Below are 21,078 nucleotides of genomic sequence, written 5' to 3'. Positions count from 1 at the left end.
GTTACTACCAGAAAGCTCACGCCATATGTTTGGTTCAACGCTAGCATCAGCTCATACACCACTTCGGCCGTCTTTCGGTCTAGGTTGCCTGTCGGCTCATCCGCCAGGACACACCTTGGGCGTGTGACCAGCGCTCGTGCTATGGCTGCTCGCTGGCGCTCTCCACCCGAGAGCTCGCCAGGCTTGTGCCTGACTCGATGAGCCAAGCCAACCTGTTCGAGCATTTCATGGGCCCATTCTTCGGCCTCTGCGACGCCATGGTCGCCAATCAACAGTGGCATAGCCACATTCTCCAGCAGGGTGAATTCTCCCAGCAGGTGATGAAACTGATAAATGAAACCCAGCACCCGGTTTCGCAGGCTGGAGAGAGACCTTTCGTTCAGCGCTGAGAGCTTCTGGCCATTCAGCTCAACCTCACCCGAGGTTGGTGTATCAAGTCCGCCCAGAAGATGCAGCAAGGTGCTTTTGCCGGAACCCGAGGCTCCCATGATGGCGACACGTTCACCTGATCTGATGCTCAGGTTGATGTCTTCCAGGACACTTACATTGAGGTCGCCCTGGGCGTAACGCTTCTGAAGATTCTTGCAGGACAGGACTGTCTCATTCATAACGTAGCTCTTCGGCCGGCTTGATGCGGGAAGCCTGCCAGGCCGGATAAAGCGTCGCCAGGACGGACAGCAGGAAGGCAACCGCCGTGATCCGATAGACATCGCTCCAGATCAGCTTGGAGGGCAATTCGCTGATGTAATAGACATCCGCCGAAAGGAACTGGACGCCGAACAAGCGCTCGATGGCAGGGACAACCGTTTCCACATTCAGGGCCAGGATGACACCGCCAATGCCCCCGATCAACGTGCCAAAGAGACCTATGATGGTGCCCAGTACGACGAAGATCGCCATGACGGTCGAGGGCGGCATGCCCTGCGTGCGGAGGATGGCGATGTCTGAACGCTTGTCGGTCACGACCATGACCAGGGTAGAGACGATATTGAAAGCGGCCACGGCGACGATAAGCAGCAGGATGATGAACATCACCCGTTTTTCCGTCTGAATGGCCTTGAAAAAGTTGCTGTGAGCCTGGGTCCAGTCCGTGATCATGTAATGTCCCGGTAGCCTGGGCCCGATCTCGCGCGCGATTTGACGGGCATAGAACACGTCGTCGAGCTTGAGCCGCAAGCCGGAGATGCCCTCGGCCATCGTATAGAGCCGCCGGGCGTCCTCGAGATTGATCAGTGCAAGATTGCGGTCGTATTCGAACATGCCCACATGGAATATCCCCACGACCGTGAAGCGCTTGAGGCGAGGCAGGATACCGGCCGGGGTGGGAGTGACCTGCGGGGTGATGACGGTGACCTTGTCGCCAACGATTACTCCCAGGTGTTCGGCGAGTTCCATCCCGAGAATGATGCCGAATTCACCGGCGCGGAGATCGGTCAGGTGACCTGCCACCAGGCGGGTCGCGACTTCGGATACCCGTGGCTCGTAATCCGGCAGGATGCCGCGCAGCAGTGTGCCGCTGACATGCCGCTCCGAGTTGATCATGGCCTGGCCTTCCACGTAGGGTGCCCAGCCCAGAACCCGGGATTCCTGTTGCAGGGGCGCCTCAAGTGTCTGCCAGTCACGCAGTTCACCGTCGATGCCGGTAATGGAGGCATGCGAGGTCATGCCAAGAATGCGATCGCGGAGTTCCGCCTCGAAGCCATTCATGACGGAGAGGACGGTGATGAGCGCCGCAACGCCAAGAGCGATGCCAAGAACCGAGGTAAGGGTGATGAACGAGATGAAACCTGTCCGCCGCTTCGCCCGGGTATAGCGAAGGCCGATGAACAGCGACAGAGGCTTAAACATGCGGGTATGACCGCTGGTAGGGGGATTTAGACGCGACTCAGTTTTCGGCGCGGTTTTGTTGGCATGGCTGGCAGGTGCCGTAAAGGCATAACGAATGGTCGGTCAGGTCAAAGCCCTTGCTGCGGGCGATTTCCATCTGCAGGCGCTCGATGGTCGGATCCTGGAATTCCTCCACGCGGCCGCATTGAACACAGACGATGTGATCGTGGTGATCACCACGGTTGAGTTCGAACACCGAGTTGCCGCCCTCGAAATGGTGACGGATCACGAGCCCCGCCGCTTCGAACTGGGTCAGCACCCGATAGACCGTAGCCAGGCCGATTTCCTCGCCCTCGGCGATGAGGCTCTTGAAGATCTCCTCCGCACTCAGATGGCGGTCGGCGGATGAGCCGCGGCTTTCGAGGATCTCCAGGATTTTGATGCGCGGCAGCGTAACCTTGAGGCCCGCGTTGCGAATATCTTTACTTTCCAGAGCACTTACCCCGTTCGGTGTGTTGGGCGGTCCTATCGGGTATGATGGCGCGTCCGCATTTGTACGCAAGCATCATACCATGCCACTTCTCCGCCATGTTACCGCCTGGCTGGCTCTGTCCTTGACGGCTTGTTCCTGGGACTGGCTGCCCTTTGTCTACAAGCAGGATATCCATCAGGGCAATGTCATTACGCAGGAAATGGTCGATCAGTTGCGGCCCGGCATGAGCAAGCGCCAGGTGAGCTATATCATGGGCGCACCGTTGATGGTGGACCCTTTTCATGACGAACGCTGGGACTACGTTTACAGCAACCAGCCGGGGGACGAACCCCGGGTACAGAAGAACATCACGCTCATTTTCCGCGGCGACGACTTGGCGGAGTTGCAAGGGGATTTCCGACCCGGCACCTTGCCCGCCATCGAAATGAAAAAGGATTCCACCCTCACCGTGCCACCCATCCAGCGGGAAAAAACGGTCTGGCAGATGATCACCGGCCTGTTCGGAGCCGATGACGAGTGAGGTTCAGCGCTTCAAGGCCCGCTGCCGGCGGGCCGTCAGCGGGTCGATCAGCAGGGTACGGTAAATCTCCACCCGATCCCCGTCCCGGAGCGGATGATCCCTGGGCTGGAGCTTCCCGAAGATGCCGACATTGAGGTTGTCCCGGTCGATTTCCGGGAAACGCTCGAAGAGACCGGTGTGTGCCAGCGCATCCGCAAGCCTGGCGCCGGCCGGCAGTTCGATGGCTTCCAGGACTTGCTCCTCCGGCTTCGCGTAGACCACTTCGATACGCATGGAGTGGGCTGACGGTCATAATGCCCGGGGCTACAGCAGTCCCATGGCATGCAGGAAAATGATGACCACCGCGGCCGGGGCCAGATAGCGGATGAGCGGGCGCCAGTAGCAGTACCAGGCTCCCATCTCCAGCTCCTCCTCGCTATGTTCGCGCTTCATGACCCAGCCGGCGAAGATGGCAACTAGCAGGCCGCCGGCCGGCAGCATGATGTCGGCAGTAAGGAAATCGATGAATTCGAAGAAATTTCTGCCCGCCAGGGTCAGGTCAGATCCGCGGTTGAACGAGAGGACGGTCCCAACCCCTAGCAGCCAGCAGGCGGAGCCGGCATAGGCACTGGCGCGCTGGCGACTGAGGCCGGCATTTTCGGACAGCCAGGCCACGGCAGGTTCGATCAGCGCGATGGCCGATGTGATGGCGGCGAAAAAGGCCAGGATGAAGAAGACGGTACCGAAAAGGGTGCCGCCCGGCATCTGCACGAAGGCCAGCGGCAGGGTCTCGAAGATCAGGCCGGGACCCATGCCGGGTTCCAGGTGATGGGTGAATACGACCGGGAAGATGGCGATCCCGGCCAGCAGCGCCACGGCCGTATCGAGGCCCGCCACGATCGCGCTGGAGCGCGCGATCGACACATGGGCGGGCAGGTAGGAGCCGTAGACCATGATCGAGCCCATGCCCAGTCCCAATGAAAAGAAAGCTTGCCCCATCGCGATCAGCAGGCTCTCCCCGGTGAGCTTGTCGAAATCCACCTTGAACAGGAAGGACATGCCTTCCGCAAAACCTTCGGTCCGGACGGCATGGATGTCCAGCAGCAGCAGCATCAGCAGCAGCCCGGGCATCATCAGCCGGGTGACCTTTTCGATGCCGTCGCTGACCCCCCGGCTGACGATCACGACGGTGGCGCCCATGAACAGGGTATGCCAGATCAGCTGCCGGTCGGGGGCGTCCTTCAGCTCCTGGAAGGCCTGCCGTGCCGTTTCTGTCGATGCGCCATCGATGAAGCCGCCCGCCATCTTGAACAGGTAGGCCATCGACCAGCCGGCGATGACGGAGTAATAGGAGAGAATCAGGAACCCGGCCAGAACGCCCAGCCAGCCGGCGTAGCGCCAGATCCGGCTGGCACCGGCCTGGCCGGCCAGGGTGGCCATGGTATTGATGGGATTCTGGCGTCCGCGCCGTCCGAGCAGGGTTTCCGCCATCATGATCGGCAGACCAATGCCGAGCACGCAGGCGAGGTAAACCAGCACAAACGCGCCGCCGCCGTTCTCGCCCAGCAGGTAGGGAAATTTCCAGATGTTGCCAAGACCGATGGCGGAACCGCTGGCAGCGATGATGAACGCCAGCCGGGAGGACCATTGCCCATGGATTTTGCCAGATGCCGTCATGCGTCTAAGAGTCCTGCTGGAAGAGGTGAAAGGATCAGGTTCGAGCAATTTCGAGTAAAATAGCAAGTTTCGCCGACGACGTCAGGGATAACACTTTCGCATGGCAGCCAAGAAAAAGAAGGATGCCCCTGGCAGCTCAACCATCGCGCTCAACCGCCAGGCCACGCATGACTACTTCATCGAGGAGCGTCACGAGGCTGGACTGGTCCTGCAGGGGTGGGAGGTCAAGAGCCTGAGGGCGGGGCGCGCCCAGCTCAAGGAGAGCTATGTCGTCCTCAAGGGCGGCGAGGCCTGGCTGCTCGGTGCCCATTTCTCGCCCCTGTCCACCGCCTCCACGCATGTGGTCGCCGACGCTGTGCGTACCCGCAAGCTGCTGCTGCATCACCACGAGTTGAGCCGCCTCATCGGCCATGTCGAACGCAAGGGCTATACCCTGGTGCCGCTGGCGCTGTATTGGCGCAAAGGCCGGGCCAAGCTGGAAATCGGTCTGGCACGCGGCAAGAAACAGCATGACAAACGCGCCACGGAGAAGGATCGCGACTGGCAGCGCGAGCGGCAGCGGGTGATGAAGCAGCACTAGCGCCCGTCCTGCCGGTCCGGCGTTATCACACCCAGACTTCCGGGCCCGCGAGCCCCGGATACGAATTTCCATCTTCCGCGTGCACATTGGCACATTCCCAGACCTTCCATGAATCTTCGAGTCACTTACCTCCTGGGCATGATGCTGGCCCTGCTGTTTCTGTCGAAAGCCGAAGCGCGGGACTACTCCGCGCTGGTCGTGGATGCCGACAGCGGGCGCGTGCTGTACGAGCGTTTTCCCTCTGAACTGCGCCACCCGGCCTCCATTACCAAGATCATGACGCTGTATCTGGTGTTCGAGGCGCTGGAGCGCGGCGAACTGACCCTGAATACCCCGCTGACCGTGTCGCGCAATGCCGTACTCAAGCCACCCTCCCGCCTGGGGTTGACCCCCGGCGATACCCTGGCGGTCGAGGACGCCGTCCTGGCCTTGGTGACGCGCTCCGCTAATGACGCCGCCACGGTCATTGCCGAAAACCTGGCCGGTAGCGAAACCGCCTTTGCCGAGATGATGACCGCCAAGGCCCATGCCCTGGGCATGCGCGATACCGTGTTCCGCAATGCCTCGGGCTTGCCTGATCCGATGCAGGTGACGACTGCCTGGGACATGGCCCGCCTGGGCAAGGCGCTGATCAATGACTTCCCCCGCTACTATCCGTATTTTTCCACGCCTCGCTTCTACTACCGCGGGCAGAGTTTCGACAACCACAACCATCTGATGGAAACCTATTCCGGCATGGACGGCATCAAGACCGGTTTCATCAACGCCTCGGGCTTCAATCTGGTGGCCTCGGCCAAGCGGGGAGGGCGGCGCCTGATCGGCGTGGTGTTCGGCGGCCCCAGCGCCAAGCGGCGTGATGCGCACATGCGCGAGATTCTCGACGACGGTTTCGCGCAACTGAGCGGTGCCCCACCGGCCTTCATCGAGGCGGACTTCAACAGGCCGGCCGAGCCTCGTGCGGCAGCCAGGCTGGCCGACCTGGAGCCCGGGTCGCCCCGCGTCACGTTCGGCAGTCCCGCGCATTTCAGGTCCGCGCGTGCCACGGGCAGGCACGCCCGGCCCGCAGTCACCACCGAGGCGCGCGGCAACCCGGCACATGGCAAGGCATCCGCCGCGCGTTCCGGCCCGGCCAGACAGGGGTCGGCTTCGGCGAATGCACCGATCAGGCGTGCGAGTGTCAGCAGAAAAGCGCCGACGGAAAAGGCCCATGCGCCGCCCGCGAAGACCTCGAAGGTGGCGCCGGCGTCGTGCAAGGGCAAGCAGGGCAAGTGCGGGAAATAGTGTCCACATGAGCGAGCACGACAGCGGGACGGCTTATGCCTGGCTGGGGGGCGTCGAAGTTCTCCGGGAGCTCGTGCGACGCTTCTATGTGCACATGGATACGCAGCCAGGTGTCCGGGAAATCCGGCGGCTGCACGGAGAGAACCTTGCCGGGGCTGAGGAAAAGCTTTTCATGTTCCTGTCGGGCTGGCTCGGCGGTCCCAATCTCTACTGGGAAGCCTATGGCCACCCACGCCTCCGGATGCGCCATCTGCCTTTTCCGATCGGTCCCGCAGAGCGGGATCAATGGCTGCACTGCATGCGTCTGGCCCTGGACGAGACGGTGGCCGACGCCGTCCTGCGCGAGCGTCTGTTCGAGGCCTTGGCGAAGACGGCCGATCACATGATCAACCGTTGAGTTTCTGCATTTTCCGGAGTCCGTACGATGAGAATGAGCCCCGAGCAATTCAGGGCCTGGGACAGCAAGTGCATCACCCTGCTCGGCATGTCCGGCGTCGGCAAGACCACGCTTGCCAACAAGCTGCCGCGCCAGCGCTGGTTCCATTATTCCGGCGACTACCGGATCGGTACCCGCTACCTGGATGAACCCATTTCCGACAACATCAAGCGCCAGGCGATGGAGATCCCGTTCCTGCGCGAGCTGCTGCAGACGGATTCGATCTACATCCGCAGCAACATCACCATCGACAACCTGACCCCGGTTTCGAGCTTTCTCGGCAAGCTCGGCAACCCGCGCCAGGGCGGGCTGAGTCTCACGGAATTCAAGCGCCGCCAGGAGTTGCACCGGCAGGCGGAAATCCATGCGATGCGCGATGTGCCGGAATTCATCCGCAAGGTCGAGGCGATCTATGGCTACCGGCATTTCATCAATGATGCCGGCGGCAGCGTCTGCGAGCTCGACGATCCGGAAACCCTGGCAAGCCTGGCCGAGCATACCGTGATCGTCTACATCCGGACTTCCCGCGAACTGGAGCATCTGCTGATCGAGCGTGCCCGACTTCATCCGAAGCCCCTGTATTACCGCGAGGCATTCCTGGACGAGCATTTGCCGATGTTCATGGCGGAGCGCGGCTACCGGGACGTCGACGAGATTCCGCCGGACGACTTCGTCACCTGGGTGTTTCCCAGGCTGTTTCATGCCCGCCTGCCACGCTACGAGGCCATCGCGCGGGAATGGGGCTATACCGTCGAAGCCTCGGCCCTCGGGAGTGTTGCCGATGAAGCGGATTTCATCGAGCTCGTCTGTCGCGCGCTGGCGAACCCGAATGCCTGATTTGACAGGGAGCGACCCGTCATGCCTCTTGTAGCCCACACCGATCTGCCCACGTTCCGCCGCCTCAGCGAGGAAGGGCAGGAGGTACTCAGCGTCGATCGTGCCCGGCACCAGGACATCCGGGAGATGCACATCGGCCTGCTGAACATGATGCCCGATGCCGCGCTGGAAGCGACCGAGCGCCAGTTCTTCCGCCTGGTGGGCGCCGCCAACTCGATCGTGCAGTTCCACATGCATCCCTTCACCATCGAGGGGCTGGTTCGTGGCGACGAGGCCCGGGCGCACATTGACCGCTACTATGAACCGTTTGCGAAAATCCGTCGGGAGGGACTGGACGGCCTGATCATCAGCGGCGCCAACGTGACCCAGCCGCAGCTCCAGCGGGAGCCCTTCTGGGAGCCGCTGACCGAGGTGTTCGACTGGGCCCGCGAGCATGTGACCTCCACCCTGTGTTCCTGTCTGGCCACCCACGCCCTGATCCAGTACGGCTATGGCATCGAGCGTACCCATCTGGGCTTCAAGCGCTGGGGGGTTTACTCGCACCGGGTCGTGGAGCCCCTGCATCCGCTGGTCTCCAACATCAACACCCGCTTCGATGTGCCGCATTCCCGCTTCAACGAAATCTTTCGCGAGGACATGGAGCGGGTCGGCCTGCGGGTGCTGGTGGAAAGTGGCGAGGCCGGCGTGCATCTGGCGGTCAGCGAGGACCTCATGCGTGTCGTGTTCTTCCAGGGGCACCCGGAGTACGACACCATCAGCCTGCTGAAGGAGTACAAGCGCGAGGTGATGCGCTACTACCATGGCGAGCGCGAGGATTACCCCCCTCTGCCCGAGCACTATTTCAGCCAGGAATCGGTGGATCACCTGAACGCCTATGGCCAGCGCGTGCGTCAGGCTCGGCGGGACGGTCTGGCTTGCCCCGTGTTCATCGAGGACGGGATCGTGCCCCGGCTCGACAACACCTGGCGGGATACGGCCAAGGCCGTCTTCAACAACTGGCTGGGGCTGATCTACCAGGTGACCGATCAGAACCGGCGCAAGCCGTTGATGGATGGCATCGATCCCCGCGATCCCCTGGGCATTGCCGACAAGCTGACCCGCGGCGCGACCTCAGGATGGCAGGGCTAGCCGGCACCGGCAAGGCAGCCGCATGGACAGGCCGGCGGCTTTTTTCTAGAATTCAGCGCCAACAACGGCTGATCGAACTGGCATGAACGGGATGGACCTCGCGGTTCTTCCCGTTTTGCATGTTTATGGTGAACACATTTGAATAACCAAGCATTACTGGCTCTCGAGGATGGCACCCTGTTCCGCGGAGAGTCGATAGGCGCCGAAGGGTGCTCGGTCGGTGAAGTTGTTTTCAATACCTCCATCACGGGCTACCAGGAAATCCTGACCGATCCCTCGTATGCCCGCCAGATCGTGACGCTTACCTATCCGCACATCGGCAACGTCGGCATCAACGCCGAGGATGTGGAATCGGGCGGCATTTTTGCCAGCGGACTGGTGGTGCGCGATCTGCCCGCGCGCTACAGCAACTGGCGAGCGGCGCAGCCCCTGTCCGACTATCTCCGGACCCATGGCATTGTCGGCATCGCCGGCATCGATACCCGCAGGCTGACCCGCCTGCTCCGCGACCGGGGTGCCCAGCGTGGCTGCCTGATGGTAGGCGCCAGCCTCGATGTCGAACAGGCGCTGGCCGAGGCGCGTGGTTTCCCCGGTCTCAAGGGAATGGATCTTGCGAAGGAGGTCACGACCGCCGAATCCTATGCCTGGACGGAGGGGGCCTGGCAGCTGGCGTCGGGCTATGCCGCGCCTGTCGCCGCACAGTTCCATGTCGTTGCCTATGACTTCGGCGTCAAGCGCAATATCCTGCGGCTCCTGGCCGAGCGGGGCTGCCGCCTGACGGTCGTGCCGGCCACCACCAGTGCCGAAGCCGCCCTGGCGCTCAAGCCGGACGGGATTTTCCTGTCCAACGGCCCCGGCGATCCCGAGCCCTGCGACTATGCCATTCGCGCCATCCAGGCATTCCTGGAGCGGAAATTGCCTGTCTTTGGCATCTGTCTTGGGCATCAGCTCCTGGGGCTGGCGAGCGGCGCCCGGACCATGAAGATGAAATTCGGGCATCATGGCGCCAACCATCCGGTTCAGGAACTCCACAGCGGCAGGGTCCTGATCACCAGCCAGAATCATGGCTTCGCTGTCGACGAGGCAACGCTGCCGGCCTCCGTCCGGGCGAGCTACCGCTCCCTGTTCGACGGCAGTCTGCAGGGCATCGAGCTGACCGACTGCCCCGCCTTCGGTTTCCAGGGGCATCCGGAGGCCAGCCCCGGCCCACACGATCTTCAGCCCCTGTTTGACCGCTTCATCGAGCTGATGCAGCGCGCCCGCCACTGAGTATTCCCGCTACATGCCAAAAAGAACCGACATCAAGTCCATCCTCCTGCTGGGCGCCGGTCCGATCGTCATCGGCCAGGCCTGCGAATTCGACTACTCCGGCGCGCAGGCGTGCAAGGCGTTGCGGGAGGAGGGCTACCGGGTGATCCTGGTCAACTCCAATCCGGCCACCATCATGACCGATCCGGAGATGGCCGATGCCACCTATATCGAGCCGATTGACTGGCAGACCGTGGCCCGCATCATCGAGAAGGAGCGGCCGGACGCGCTGCTGCCGACCATGGGCGGGCAGACGGCCCTGAACTGCGCGCTGGCTCTGGATCAGCACGGCGTGCTGGAAAAGTTTGGCGTGCAGATGATCGGCGCCTCCAAGGAGGCTATCGACAAGGCCGAGGATCGGGAGAAATTCAAGCGGGCGATGGAGCGGATCGGCCTGAGTTCGGCCCGTTCCGGCGTCGCCCACTCGCTGGAGGAGGCGCTGGCCTGCCTGGAGCAGACCGGCTATCCGGCCATTATCCGGCCCTCCTTCACGCTGGGTGGCTCGGGCGGCGGCATTGCCTACAACCGTCAGGAATTCATCGAGATCTGCGAGCGCGGCCTGGAACTCTCGCCGACCCATGAGCTGCTGATCGAGGAGTCCGTGCTCGGCTGGAAGGAATACGAGATGGAGGTGGTCCGCGATCATCGGGACAACTGCATCATCATCTGTTCCATCGAGAACTTCGATCCGATGGGCGTGCACACCGGCGATTCCATCACCGTGGCGCCGGCGCAGACGCTCACCGACAAGGAATACCAGATCATGCGCGATGCGAGTATCGCGGTGCTGCGCGAGATCGGCGTCGATACCGGGGGATCGAACGTACAGTTCGCGATCAACCCGCAGGATGGCCGCATGATCGTCATCGAGATGAATCCGCGCGTCAGCCGGTCCTCGGCGCTGGCCTCCAAGGCCACCGGCTTCCCGATCGCCAAGGTGGCGGCCAAGCTGGCGGTGGGCTACACCCTGGACGAACTGCGCAACGAGATCACCGGCGGCGCCACGCCCGCCTCGTTCGAGCCGACCATCGACTACGTTGTCACCAAGGTGCCGCGTTTCACCTTCGAGAAATTCCCGCAGGCCGACGATCGGCTCACGACACAGATGAAGTCGGTGGGCGAGGCCATGGCCATCGGCCGGACCTTCCAGGAATCGCTGCAGAAGGCGCTGCGGAGTCTCGAAATCGGTGTCGACGGTCTGTCGGAAAGGCTGGACCCGGGGGCCGAGGATGCCGCCGACCGGCTGGCGCGCGAACTGCGGCACCCCGGTGCCGACCGCATCTTCTACGTGGCCGATGCCTTCCGTCTGGGCTGGACGCTCGATGAGGTCCATGCGCATAGCCGGATCGATCCCTGGTTCCTGGCCCAGATCGAGGAACTGGTGGCCGAGGAACGCTCGCTTTCCGGGCGGGTGCTCGGCAGCCTGACGGCCGACGACTTGTTTGCCCTCAAGCGCAAGGGCTTTTCCGATGCCCGGCTGGCACGCCTGCTCGGCAGCCAGGAGTTTCAGGTCCGCGCCGCCCGCCACAAACTGGGCGTGCGGCCGGTCTACAAGCGCATCGATTCCTGTGCGGCAGAATTCGCGACGGCCACGGCCTATCTCTACTCCACCTACGAGGAGGCGTGCGAGGCCGAGCCGACCGGGCGGCAGAAGGTGATCGTGCTCGGCGGCGGGCCCAACCGCATCGGTCAGGGCATCGAGTTCGACTATTGCTGCGTGCATGCGGCAATGGCCCTGCGCGAGGATGGTTTCGAAACCATCATGATCAACTGCAACCCGGAGACGGTGTCCACCGACTTCGATACCTCCGACCGGCTCTATTTCGAGCCGCTGACGCTGGAGGACGTGCTGGAGATCATCCATCTGGAAAAGCCCTACGGCGTCATCGTCCAGTACGGCGGGCAAACCCCGCTCAAGCTGGCGCGCGCCCTGGAGGCGGCCAATGCCCCGATCATCGGCACCACGCCGGATTCCATCGACCTCGCCGAGGATCGCGAGCGCTTCCAGAAACTGATCGACAAGCTGGGCCTCAGGCAGCCGCCCAACCGTACGGCGCGCTCGCTGGAGGAGGCCATCCAGGGTGCCAACGAGATCGGCTATCCCCTGGTCGTGCGGCCTTCCTATGTGCTCGGTGGCCGCGCCATGGAAATCGTCTTCAACGACGACGAACTGAAGCGCTACATGCGCGAGGCCGTGAGTGTTTCCAACGAGTCGCCGGTCCTGCTCGACCGTTTCCTTGACGATGCGATCGAAATGGACGTCGACGCCATCAGCGACGGGCAGGCCGTGCTGATCGGCGGCCTGATGCAGCATATCGAGCAGGCGGGTGTCCATTCCGGCGATTCGGCCTGCTCCATTCCGCCCTATGACCTCAGCCCGGTCCTCCAGGACCGGATCCGCGAACAGGTGCGCCTGCTGGCCGAATCCCTGGGCGTGGTCGGTCTCATGAATACCCAGTTTGCCATCCAGGGTGAGGACATCTACATCCTCGAAGTGAACCCCCGGGCGTCGCGTACGGCACCGTTCGTATCCAAGGCCACCGGCTATCCGCTGGCGAAAATCGCTGCCCGCTGCATGGTGGGCAAGTCGTTGGCCGAACAGGGCGTGACCCGGGAGCGGGTGCCGACGTACTATTCGGTCAAGGAAGCCGTGTTCCCGTTCATCAAGTTCCCGGGCGTCGATCCCCTGCTGGGGCCGGAGATGAAATCCACCGGTGAGGTCATGGGGGTCGGTGCGACCTTCGGCGAGGCCTATGGCAAGGCGCAGCGGGCCGCCAGCGTGAAGCTGGCACAGAGCGGCAATGTCTTCATCAGCATCCGGCAGAGCGACCGGCCCAAGGTCATCCCCGTCGCCCGCGATCTGCTGGCCAAGGGCTTCCGGCTGGTGGCCACCCGCGGTACGGCCAAGGCGCTGCAAGAGGCCGGGATTCCCTGCACGGTGGTCAACAAGGTGTATGAAGGGCGCCCTCACGTGGTCGACATGATCAAGAACGGCGAGTTGCAGTTCATCATCAACACCACCGAAGGCAAAAAGGCGATCTCGGATTCCTTCACCATCCGCCGCCAGGCCCTGCAGGATCAGGTCACCTATACGACCACCCTGTCCGGCGCCCGCGCGACCTGCTCGGCCCTCGACGAAGTGGGCGCGGCGGACGTCAATTGCCTGCAGGATTTGCACAGGATGCTCAAGGCCTGAATCAGCGCTTGTCGATACCCCGGATCAGGAAAATATGCACAAGGTACCTTTAACGGCTCGCGGCGCGGAGAAACTGCGCGAGGAACTCAACCATCTCAAGACGGTGATGCGTCCCAGCATCACGGCCGCCATCGCCGAGGCGCGGGCGCATGGGGATCTCAAGGAGAATGCCGAATATCACGCCGCCCGGGAACAGCAGAGCTTTACCGAGGGCCGCATCAAGGAAATCGAGGCCAAGCTGTCCAATTGCCAGATCATCGACGTGACCCAGGTCAATGCCCACGGCAAGGTGGTCTTCGGCGCCACCGTCGACCTGGCCGATGCGGAAACCGGCGAGGAAGTGACCTATCAGATCGTCGGCGAGGACGAGGCCGACATCAAGGAGGGGCGCATTTCCGTGACCTCCCCGATTGCCCGCGCCCTGATCGGCAAGCGGGAAGGGGATGTCGCCGTTGTTCAGGCTCCGGGCGGCGTCCGCGAGTTCGATATCTGCGGCGTCCGCTATCTCTGAGCGGGCGGGGGACAGAGCCGGGTGCGGCGCTAGCGCCGGTTCGGGTTGCGGCGGTAGAGTGTGACGACGTGGCCGATGGCCTGGATCAGCTCGGCGGCGGACTCCGTGCAGATGGTCCTGACCATGGCCTGGCGCTCCTCGCGATCCGCGGCGTTGACACGGACCTTGATCAGTTCGTGGTGATCCAGCGCCAGGTTGATCTCGTTCAGCACGGCTGGCGTGACCCCGTGTTGGCCGGTGATCACGACCGGCTTCAGGGTATGCGCCTTGGCGCGCAGAAATTTCTTCAATTCGGGTTTCACTCGCTCTCTCGGTCTGGGGTTGTCATGTCTATCGGCGCGAACCATGGCGCGTAGTCGCAGCAGCGGGCGCTGGTTGTCCGAGCATTTTTCCGATGAATACGTCAAGCAGGCCCAGGCCCAGGGCTATCGCTCCCGGGCGGTATTCAAGCTCAAGGAACTGGACGAGCGCGAACGACTCTTGAAGCCTGGTCTGGTCGTGGTGGATTTGGGCGCGGCGCCGGGAGGCTGGTCGCAGTTTGCGGCGCAGAAGCTCGGAAAAAAGGGGGCGATTATAGCGCTGGACCTTCTGCCGGTGGAAGACTTGCCCAATGTCACCTTCATCCAGGGCGACTTTCGCGAGGCATCGGTACTGGCCCGGCTGCGTGAGGCGCTGGCGGAGCGGTCCGTCGATCTGGTGCTGTCCGACATGGCGCCCAACATGAGCGGCAACCGGATCGTCGATCAGGCCCGCGGCATGTATCTGGCGGAACTGGCGTTGGACACGGCTCGGGAGATCCTGCGGCCGGGCGGCGACTTTGTGACCAAGCTGTTTCAAGGGCCCGATGTCGACGCCTATGTCAAGGCGGCGCGGGCGCTGTTTCACAGGGTTTCGGTGCGCAAGCCCAAGGCTTCCCGCGACCGCAGCACGGAAGTCTATCTGGTGGCCAGGGACAGGATTTAGGACGGGCCCGGCGCTCTCGCCGGGCTACGACTCGATGGCCTTGGGATCCTGCGTCAGCGCTGCGGCATCCAGACCCTGGATCAGCGTCTTGCCCTCTCGCGGCCAGGCATTCAGCACGGCATTCACCAGGGTGGCCAGCGGAATGGCGAAGAATACGCCCCAGAATCCCCACAGTCCGCCAAAAAAGAGAATGGCGACGATGATGGCGACCGGGTGCAGGTTGACCACCTCCGAGAACAGCAGGGGCACCAGGAAGACGGCGTCCATGGCCTGGATGATGGAGTAGGCCAGGATCAGGTAACCGAACTCGTCGGTAAGTCCCCACTGGAAGAATGCCACCAGCACGACCGGGAAGGTCACCAGGGTCGCGCCTACGTAGGGGATGATCACCGACAGGCCGATCAGCACCGACAGCAGCAGCGCGTAGTTGAGCCGCATCAGCTCGAATACTACGAAGCTGACCAGGAACAGCACCACCACCTCGAAGAATTTCCCTCGTACATAGTTGCCGATCTGCATGTCGACCTCCCGCCAGACCTTGTGCGAAAGGTAACGATCGGAGGGCAGATACTGCTCCAGCCAGCCGAGGATGCGATCCTTGTCCTTGAGGAAGAAGAACACCAGCAAGGGCAGCAGGATCAGGTAGACGATGAGGGTGATGATGCTGACCAGCGAGGCATAGGAGTAGGTCAGCATCGATTGTCCCCAGCCCAGCAGCTCCCGGCGCAGGGTTGCCATGACCTCGTAGAGCTGTTCCTCGGTGATGAAGTCGGGGTATTTAGCCGGCAGTTCCATGACCAGTACCTGCCCGCGCGTGACCCAGCCCGGCAGCTGTTGCAGCAGTTGCATGGTCTGCTGGTACAGCGAGGGCAGGAGGGCGACCAGCAGGAAGGCGACGAAGGCCAGAAACAGCACATAGACGACCAGTACCGCAGCGAAGCGCGGTACCCGGCGTCTGACGCCCTGCATGACGATGCCTTCGAGCAGATAGGCGATGACGCCAGCCGCCAGCACCGGCATCAGCATTTGTCCCAGGCTGATGACCAGCAGCGAGATGACGATCAGGAAGATGGCGAACGAGACGGCTTGAGGGTTGGGCAGGATGCGTCGCGTCCAGTCGCTGATCCAGTCCAGAATGTTTTGCATGGGCTCGGTTGTCCCTTTGTCGTTGTTCTTGTTGGGAGGAGGCGGGGCTCCGCAGTGGGCGCAATAGTACATCAAGCCCGCTGCCGATCCGCCCGCCGGTTGCGCTGACCGGCGGCCGGCCGCGCGCGCCTGTCGTCATCGCTTTTCGATGATTACACAGGATATTGTGCTTGACTGGCCCTTTTGGCACATCTTATAGTGCCGGCCCTTTCCGATCCAACCTGACACGCCGAGGTCTCTGTCCATGGAAACCGAATCCCTGCTCGCGTCCCGGAATTCCTCCCTGATGCCTGCCGACATTGTGTCGGCGGGTGTCGAGTTGCGTTCCTATCAGCCTGGCGAGATGCGAGTCATTCGCCGTAACGGACAAGTCCATGACTTCGACGCCAGCAAGATCAGCGTCGCCATCACCAAGGCCTTTCTGGCGGTCGAGGGCGGCAGTGCCGCCGCCAGTCGCCGCATCCACGAGGTGGTGGCGTCGCTGGCCGAGCAGGTGGTCACGGCATTGTCCCGGCGGCTACCCTCTGGCGGCACCATCCACATCGAAGACATACAGGACCAGGTCGAACTGGCCCTGATGCGCGGGGGTTACCAGAAAGTGGCCCGCGCCTACGTCCTCTACCGGGAAGAACGTGCCCGCCTGCGGGCCGAACAGCAGGCCCAGAAAACCCCGGTTGCACCGGAACTGCACGTCACCCTCCCGGACGGCACCCGCCAGCCGCTTGATGTCCCCCGCCTGCAAGCCCTCATCGACGACGCCTGCTCGGGTCTCGAAGATGTCGACGGTGCCTGGATTCTCGACGAAGCCCGCCGCAACCTCTTCGACGGCGTACCGGAAAAGGATGTCGAGTCAGCCCTGCTCATGGCGGCGCGTACCCGCATCGAACAAGAACCCAACTACGCCTATGTCGCCGCCCGGCTGTTGCTCAGTGCCATGCGCCGCGAGGCCCACGGCTTCCTCGGGCTGGACCCCTCAGCCGACTACCGCGAGTCCTTCGTCGCCTTCATCCACCGTGGCGCTGAATTGGAGCTGCTGTCCAGCGAACTGACCCGCTACGACCTCGACCAACTGGCCCAGGCCCTCCAGCCCGAGCGTGATCTTAAGTTCAACTATCTGGGTTTACAGACCCTCTACGACCGCTACTTCATCCACAGTCACGGCGTCCGCTTCGAGCTGCCGCAGGCCTTCTTCATGCGTGTCGCCATGGGACTGGCCAGCAACGAAATCGACCGCGAAGCCCGCGCCATCGAGTTCTACCACCTGCTCTCGTCGTTCGACTTCATGAGTTCGACGCCCACCCTCTTCAACGCCGGCACCCTGCGCCCGCAGCTGTCCTCCTGCTACCTCACCACCGTACCCGACGCACTCGACGGCATCTACAGCGCCATCAAGGACAACGCCCTGCTGTCCAAGTATGCCGGCGGACTCGGCAACGACTGGAGCCGCGTGCGCGGTCTGGGTGCCCACATTAAAGGTACCAACGGCAAATCCCAGGGCGTCGTACCCTTCCTCAAGGTCGCCAACGACACCGCCGTCGCCGTCAACCAGGGCGGCAAGCGGCTGGGTGCCGTCTGCGCCTACCTCGAAACGTGGCACATCGACATCGAAGAGTTCCTGGAACTGCGCAAGAACACCGGTGACGACCGCCGCCGCACCCACGACATGAACACCGCCAACTGGGTACCCGACCTGTTCCTCAAGCGCGTCGTCGACGATCAGGACTGGACCCTGTTCAGCCCCAGCGACACCCCCGACCTGCACGACTTGACCGGACTCGCCTTCGAGCGCCGCTACCAGGAGTACGAAGCCAAGGCCGATCAGGGCGAGATCACCCTGTTCAAACGCCTGCCGGCCAGCCAGTTGTGGCGCAAGATGCTGTCGATGCTGTTCGAGACCGGCCACCCGTGGATCACCTTCAAGGACCCCTGCAACCTCCGCTACACCAACCAGCACGTCGGCGTCGTCCACAGCTCCAACCTCTGCACCGAGATTACCCTGCACACCAACGACAGCGAGGTCGCCGTCTGCAACCTCGGCTCGGTCAATCTCGCCGCCCACATCACCCCGCAGGGCACGCTGGATGCCGACAAGTTGCAGCGCACCATCGCCACCGCCATGCGCATGCTGGACAACGTCATTGACATCAACTACTACAGCGTCCCCCAGGCCCGTCGCTCCAACCTGCGCCATCGCCCGGTCGGGCTCGGCCTCATGGGGTTCCAGGACGCCCTGTATAAGCTCGGCATTCCCTACGCCTCCGAACAGGCCATCGAGTTTGCCGACCGCAGCATGGAACTGATCAGTTACCACGCCATCCGGGCGTCCACCGATCTGGCCGAAGAGCGCGGCGTCTACGCCAGCTACGCCGGCTCCCTGTGGAGTCAGGGCATCCTGCCCATCGACTCGGTCGCCCGGGTCGAAGTCGAACGCGGCGGCTACCTGCAACAGGACCGCTCGACGACCCTCGACTGGGACATTTTGCGCGAGCGGGTCAGGAAGGTCGGCATGCGCAACAGCAACTGTCTCGCCATCGCCCCCACCGCCACCATCTCCAACATTTGCGGGGTGTCGCAGTCCATCGAGCCCACCTACCAGAACCTGTTCGTCAAGTCCAACCTGTCGGGCGAGTTCACCATCGTCAACCCCTATCTGGTGGCCGAACTCAAGCAGCACGGCCTGTGGGACGCCGTGATGATCAACGACCTCAAGTACTACGACGGCAGCCTGCAAAAGATCGAGCGCGTGCCCGAGGCCATCAAGCAACGGTATGCCACGGCCTTCGAGCTGGACGCCCGCTGGTTGATCGAAGCCGCCTCACGCCGCCAGAAATGGATCGACCAGGCGCAGTCGCTCAACCTCTATCTGGCCGAACCCTCCGGCAAGAAGCTGGACAACCTCTATAAGCTCGCCTGGGTGCGCGGCCTCAAGACCACCTACTACCTGCGCACGCTGGGTGCCACCCACGTCGAGAAGAGCACCGCCTTCGATGGCAAGCTCAATGCCGTGAGCGCAGAACCCGAACCCAAGGTGTGTCGCCTCGACGATCCGACGTGTGAGGCTTGTCAGTAGACGGCTAAATGCCGCGACGACCCCGCCGGGCCTGGCGCTGGGCCCGGCGGGGTTTTTTATCGGGTTTTTCTGGCATGGCCGTGCGGTGGGACCGGGGCGTTAGCGATGAACCCTGGCTCTGATGCCCAGGGACTCGATGCGCGCACCGAATGCCGACATCCAGTCTTCCGGCAGGGCCGACAGCCGGGCGGCTTCGGGTTGCAACGATGGCCGCGCCAGACCGTAAAGCAGGACACCTTCGATGGCGATGCCGTCCGCCTCCAGTCCGGTCAGAAAATCCAGGTAGGCGCTTTGTTCGGTTTCCGATGGCGGCTGGCCATCGAGGGCGAACAGGCAGGTTTGCAGCCAGGTCGGACAGAGTCTCGCGCAGGTCTCGAGGTTGTGTCGGACCGTGGCGTTGGACAGGTGGACCTGGTTGATGCGCTCGCGCCCCGCTTCCGTTGCGCTATCCAGCTTGAACCAGACCTTCCCCCCCAGTTCCGACCAGTGGGCGACGCCGCGTTGCACCTCCGGTCGGTGCATCAGGCTGCCGTTGCTGATCAGCACCAGACGAATCTGGCCGAACAGCCCGACGTCCGCGCAGGCCTGGCCGACGATACCGATCGCGGCATCGAATTGCCCGCTGCTGGTAGGTTCGCCATTGCCCGAGATGGCAATGTCGCGGATCACACGCTGATCGGCCGGTATGGCGAAGCGTTCGAAGAAATCGCCGCAGAGGGCGGATGCCAGCAGTTCCCGTAGTTCATCCTCGAGCCGCATGAGCTCGGTTTCCGGCGCCGCACCCCGGATGAGATCGGGCACCTGGCAGTAGATGCAGCGCCAGTTGCAGGCGTTGTTCGGATTCAGGTTGATGCCGATCGAGAGGCCGCCCGAACGGCGCGACCATACCGGGTAGACATAGGTCAGACCGGCGCTGTCGCGGCGGTGATCGGTGATACTGAGTCGGGTCATGGGATGGCTGACATTGGCGTGGGCAGGGATGGCGATTCTATAGGCTGTGGTAGTCGATGGCGGCAAGCCGTTCCGGCGCCGGTCGTCCGTGAGCCGGCGGATACCAGTGCCTTATGAGGCTGTTCTGCCCCGGTGATGCCCGGGCATGATGGTCCATCTGCAGTGGCAATCGGTTGTAGGGAACCATCGGCAGCAATGACGTTGACACGATACCAGGCGAGGCTCAGCATACTCGCTCAAGGATGGCGCCGGTTCTGATGACCGTCAGGTGCGAAGGGCGCGTTTATTGCTTGGTTAGATTGGGGTCTTACCCTTCGACACCGTTTGATTTCAACTTCCTGTCCCATCCTCGACCTCGATGTGATGCAGCATTCTGGCTGATGTAACCATTCGGAGGGGTGACCGCCCCGCTGCTGGATTGCTGCAATGCCCCGAATGACAGCCTTCTCGCCTGGCCTGAGCGCCTCAGGGGCATCGGTAACCTCACTCAAGAACGATGAACCGTGACATTTCCAGAAGGCTGTGCCCGACGCTTGGGCTGCTGCTGTCCATCTCGCTGGGTTTCGGCGGTTGCGAGCGGGACAACCCCCCTGAGCCTGCCGGTGGCGCGGCATCGGCGCTGCCCAAGGATGAAGTTTTGTTGCCGCCCGGTTCCAGCAAGCGGGCGATGCTGGTGGAGCAGCGCGTGGAGGCGGTGGTTGCCCCGGTTGCCGAACCGATCGCCGGCAAGCTGGCTTACGACGAGACGCGTACCGCACGGATTTCGGCACCGGTTGCAGGGCGCGTTGTCTCCGACATCCCCGCACTCGGCAGCCTAGTCAAGGCTCACGACGCCCTGCTCGAGCTCGACAGTCCCCAGCTGGGTCAGGCGCAGGAGGCCTATGCGAATGCTCTGGCAGACGAGCGCCTGGCCGAAGGCGCCTGGAAACGTGCCAAGGCCCTGTTCGACGATGGGGTATTACCGCGCAAGGAACTCCAGCAGGCCGAGAATGCGCTGGCACATGCGCGTGATGATGTCAGCCGCAGTCGTATGCACATCCACAACCTGGGGGCCCCGGACGACCAGATCAATAATCGCTACCGGGTGCGTACCCCGATTGCCGGGGTGATCACCGAGAGACATGTCAATCCCGGCATGGAAGTGCGTCCGGATCTCCCGGAGCTGTCAATCGGCC

Annotated in this window: 20 protein-coding genes; 12 read left to right on the top strand and 8 right to left on the bottom strand. The window is 62.8% G+C overall.

The features are described 5' to 3' along the window. The 3 genes from lolD to fur all read right to left on the bottom strand — a co-directional run. The coding region (gene lolD, locus ACYQ1H_RS13380; RefSeq protein WP_460028543.1) for a lipoprotein-releasing ABC transporter ATP-binding protein LolD at positions 1-608 on the bottom strand (608 nt) is incomplete at its 3' end. Next, positions 601-1,848, bottom strand: coding sequence for a lipoprotein-releasing ABC transporter permease subunit (locus tag ACYQ1H_RS13375; protein WP_460028542.1), 1,248 nt, complete (start codon positions 1,846-1,848; stop codon positions 601-603). The genes lolD and ACYQ1H_RS13375, both read right to left, overlap by 8 nt. A gap of 37 nt (positions 1,849-1,885) precedes the next feature. After that, entirely contained in the window at positions 1,886-2,320 is a 435-nt protein-coding gene (gene fur, locus ACYQ1H_RS13370; protein WP_460028544.1) for a ferric iron uptake transcriptional regulator, read from the bottom strand. 79 nt (positions 2,321-2,399) lie between these two features. Here fur and ACYQ1H_RS13365 point away from each other — a divergent pair, with 79 nt between their 5' ends. After that, positions 2,400-2,840, top strand: a complete 441-nt coding sequence (locus ACYQ1H_RS13365; protein ID WP_460028541.1) for an outer membrane protein assembly factor BamE — start codon at positions 2,400-2,402, stop codon at positions 2,838-2,840. 3 nt (positions 2,841-2,843) lie between these two features. On the opposite strand, the gene ACYQ1H_RS13360 is transcribed toward ACYQ1H_RS13365, so the two are convergent. Together ACYQ1H_RS13360 and ACYQ1H_RS13355 are read right to left on the bottom strand one after the other, a co-directional pair. Beyond that, positions 2,844-3,113: an RnfH family protein gene (locus ACYQ1H_RS13360; RefSeq protein ID WP_460028540.1), complete on the bottom strand. Its 270-nt coding sequence runs from the start codon at positions 3,111-3,113 to the stop codon at positions 2,844-2,846. 30 nt (positions 3,114-3,143) lie between these two features. After that, the gene (locus tag ACYQ1H_RS13355; protein ID WP_460028539.1) at positions 3,144-4,496 is read right to left on the bottom strand and encodes a sodium-dependent transporter; all 1,353 of its coding nucleotides are present in this window, start codon (positions 4,494-4,496) and stop codon (positions 3,144-3,146) included. A gap of 100 nt (positions 4,497-4,596) precedes the next feature. Between ACYQ1H_RS13355 and smpB the strand changes: the two genes are divergently transcribed. The 8 genes from smpB to greA all read left to right on the top strand — a co-directional run bounded on the left by smpB (position 4,597) and on the right by greA (position 13,773). Continuing rightward, positions 4,597-5,076 carry an SsrA-binding protein SmpB gene (gene smpB, locus ACYQ1H_RS13350; RefSeq protein WP_460028538.1) on the top strand — a complete coding sequence of 160 codons (480 nt, stop codon included), beginning with the start codon at positions 4,597-4,599 and terminating at the stop codon, positions 5,074-5,076. Positions 5,077-5,184: 108 nt separating this feature from the next. Further along, positions 5,185-6,357: a D-alanyl-D-alanine carboxypeptidase family protein gene (locus ACYQ1H_RS13345; RefSeq protein ID WP_460028537.1), complete on the top strand. Its 1,173-nt coding sequence runs from the start codon at positions 5,185-5,187 to the stop codon at positions 6,355-6,357. Positions 6,358-6,364: 7 nt separating this feature from the next. Then, positions 6,365-6,754 carry a group II truncated hemoglobin gene (locus ACYQ1H_RS13340; protein WP_460028536.1) on the top strand — a complete coding sequence of 130 codons (390 nt, stop codon included), beginning with the start codon at positions 6,365-6,367 and terminating at the stop codon, positions 6,752-6,754. Between the two features lie 27 nt (positions 6,755-6,781). Then, positions 6,782-7,630, top strand: a complete 849-nt coding sequence (locus ACYQ1H_RS13335) for an ATPase (RefSeq protein WP_460028535.1) — start codon at positions 6,782-6,784, stop codon at positions 7,628-7,630. Between the two features lie 21 nt (positions 7,631-7,651). Further along, the gene (gene metA / locus ACYQ1H_RS13330; RefSeq protein ID WP_460028534.1) at positions 7,652-8,758 is read left to right on the top strand and encodes a homoserine O-succinyltransferase MetA; all 1,107 of its coding nucleotides are present in this window, start codon (positions 7,652-7,654) and stop codon (positions 8,756-8,758) included. Between the two features lie 138 nt (positions 8,759-8,896). Beyond that, entirely contained in the window at positions 8,897-10,027 is a 1,131-nt protein-coding gene (gene carA / locus ACYQ1H_RS13325; RefSeq protein ID WP_460028533.1) for a glutamine-hydrolyzing carbamoyl-phosphate synthase small subunit, read from the top strand. A 13-nt stretch (positions 10,028-10,040) separates the two neighbouring features. Beyond that, the gene (carB, locus tag ACYQ1H_RS13320; RefSeq protein ID WP_460028532.1) at positions 10,041-13,262 is read left to right on the top strand and encodes a carbamoyl-phosphate synthase large subunit; all 3,222 of its coding nucleotides are present in this window, start codon (positions 10,041-10,043) and stop codon (positions 13,260-13,262) included. A gap of 34 nt (positions 13,263-13,296) precedes the next feature. Then, the gene (gene greA, locus ACYQ1H_RS13315; RefSeq protein ID WP_460028531.1) at positions 13,297-13,773 is read left to right on the top strand and encodes a transcription elongation factor GreA; all 477 of its coding nucleotides are present in this window, start codon (positions 13,297-13,299) and stop codon (positions 13,771-13,773) included. Positions 13,774-13,802: 29 nt separating this feature from the next. On the opposite strand, the gene yhbY is transcribed toward greA, so the two are convergent. Next, on the bottom strand, positions 13,803-14,075 hold the full coding sequence (yhbY, locus tag ACYQ1H_RS13310) for a ribosome assembly RNA-binding protein YhbY (protein ID WP_460028530.1): 273 nt from the start codon (positions 14,073-14,075) through the stop codon (positions 13,803-13,805). A 43-nt stretch (positions 14,076-14,118) separates the two neighbouring features. Between yhbY and rlmE the strand changes: the two genes are divergently transcribed. Beyond that, positions 14,119-14,736 (top strand): 23S rRNA (uridine(2552)-2'-O)-methyltransferase RlmE, encoded by a 618-nt coding sequence (rlmE, locus tag ACYQ1H_RS13305; protein ID WP_460028529.1) that lies wholly within the window; start codon positions 14,119-14,121, stop codon positions 14,734-14,736. Positions 14,737-14,760: 24 nt separating this feature from the next. Here rlmE and ACYQ1H_RS13300 read toward each other — a convergent pair whose 3' ends face one another. Then, positions 14,761-15,882: an AI-2E family transporter gene (locus ACYQ1H_RS13300; protein ID WP_460028528.1), complete on the bottom strand. Its 1,122-nt coding sequence runs from the start codon at positions 15,880-15,882 to the stop codon at positions 14,761-14,763. 244 nt (positions 15,883-16,126) lie between these two features. Here ACYQ1H_RS13300 and ACYQ1H_RS13295 point away from each other — a divergent pair, with 244 nt between their 5' ends. Beyond that, positions 16,127-18,952 carry a ribonucleoside-diphosphate reductase subunit alpha gene (locus tag ACYQ1H_RS13295; protein WP_460028527.1) on the top strand — a complete coding sequence of 942 codons (2,826 nt, stop codon included), beginning with the start codon at positions 16,127-16,129 and terminating at the stop codon, positions 18,950-18,952. Positions 18,953-19,051: 99 nt separating this feature from the next. Here the strand turns inward: ACYQ1H_RS13295 and ACYQ1H_RS13290 are convergent, their stop codons facing one another. Then, complete coding sequence (locus ACYQ1H_RS13290; RefSeq protein WP_460028526.1) at positions 19,052-19,903, bottom strand: radical SAM protein; 852 nt, start codon at positions 19,901-19,903, stop codon at positions 19,052-19,054. A 496-nt stretch (positions 19,904-20,399) separates the two neighbouring features. Here ACYQ1H_RS13290 and ACYQ1H_RS13285 point away from each other — a divergent pair. Further along, positions 20,400-21,078, top strand: a 679-nt coding sequence (locus ACYQ1H_RS13285) for an efflux RND transporter periplasmic adaptor subunit (protein ID WP_460028525.1), incomplete at its 3' end; no start/stop codon positions are given.

This window comes from Methyloparacoccus murrellii (assembly GCF_054657115.1).
Note: the sequence above shows the minus strand (reverse complement) of the source record. Positions and strands in the feature narration are given on the sequence as shown.

Coding starts and splice junctions, on each gene's coding strand:
- ACYQ1H_RS13340 (WP_460028536.1), top strand. CDS start 6,365: ATGAGCGAGCACGACAGCGGGACGGCTTATGCCTGGCTGGGGGGCGTC.
- smpB (WP_460028538.1), top strand. CDS start 4,597: ATGGCAGCCAAGAAAAAGAAGGATGCCCCTGGCAGCTCAACCATCGCG.
- ACYQ1H_RS13355 (WP_460028539.1), bottom strand. CDS start 4,496: ATGACGGCATCTGGCAAAATCCATGGGCAATGGTCCTCCCGGCTGGCG.
- ACYQ1H_RS13345 (WP_460028537.1), top strand. CDS start 5,185: ATGAATCTTCGAGTCACTTACCTCCTGGGCATGATGCTGGCCCTGCTG.
- ACYQ1H_RS13365 (WP_460028541.1), top strand. CDS start 2,400: ATGCCACTTCTCCGCCATGTTACCGCCTGGCTGGCTCTGTCCTTGACG.
- carB (WP_460028532.1), top strand. CDS start 10,041: ATGCCAAAAAGAACCGACATCAAGTCCATCCTCCTGCTGGGCGCCGGT.
- ACYQ1H_RS13375 (WP_460028542.1), bottom strand. CDS start 1,848: ATGTTTAAGCCTCTGTCGCTGTTCATCGGCCTTCGCTATACCCGGGCG.
- ACYQ1H_RS13300 (WP_460028528.1), bottom strand. CDS start 15,882: ATGCAAAACATTCTGGACTGGATCAGCGACTGGACGCGACGCATCCTG.
- rlmE (WP_460028529.1), top strand. CDS start 14,119: ATGGCGCGTAGTCGCAGCAGCGGGCGCTGGTTGTCCGAGCATTTTTCC.
- metA (WP_460028534.1), top strand. CDS start 7,652: ATGCCTCTTGTAGCCCACACCGATCTGCCCACGTTCCGCCGCCTCAGC.
- ACYQ1H_RS13335 (WP_460028535.1), top strand. CDS start 6,782: ATGAGAATGAGCCCCGAGCAATTCAGGGCCTGGGACAGCAAGTGCATC.
- ACYQ1H_RS13295 (WP_460028527.1), top strand. CDS start 16,127: ATGGAAACCGAATCCCTGCTCGCGTCCCGGAATTCCTCCCTGATGCCT.
- greA (WP_460028531.1), top strand. CDS start 13,297: ATGCACAAGGTACCTTTAACGGCTCGCGGCGCGGAGAAACTGCGCGAG.
- ACYQ1H_RS13360 (WP_460028540.1), bottom strand. CDS start 3,113: ATGCGTATCGAAGTGGTCTACGCGAAGCCGGAGGAGCAAGTCCTGGAA.
- ACYQ1H_RS13290 (WP_460028526.1), bottom strand. CDS start 19,903: ATGACCCGACTCAGTATCACCGATCACCGCCGCGACAGCGCCGGTCTG.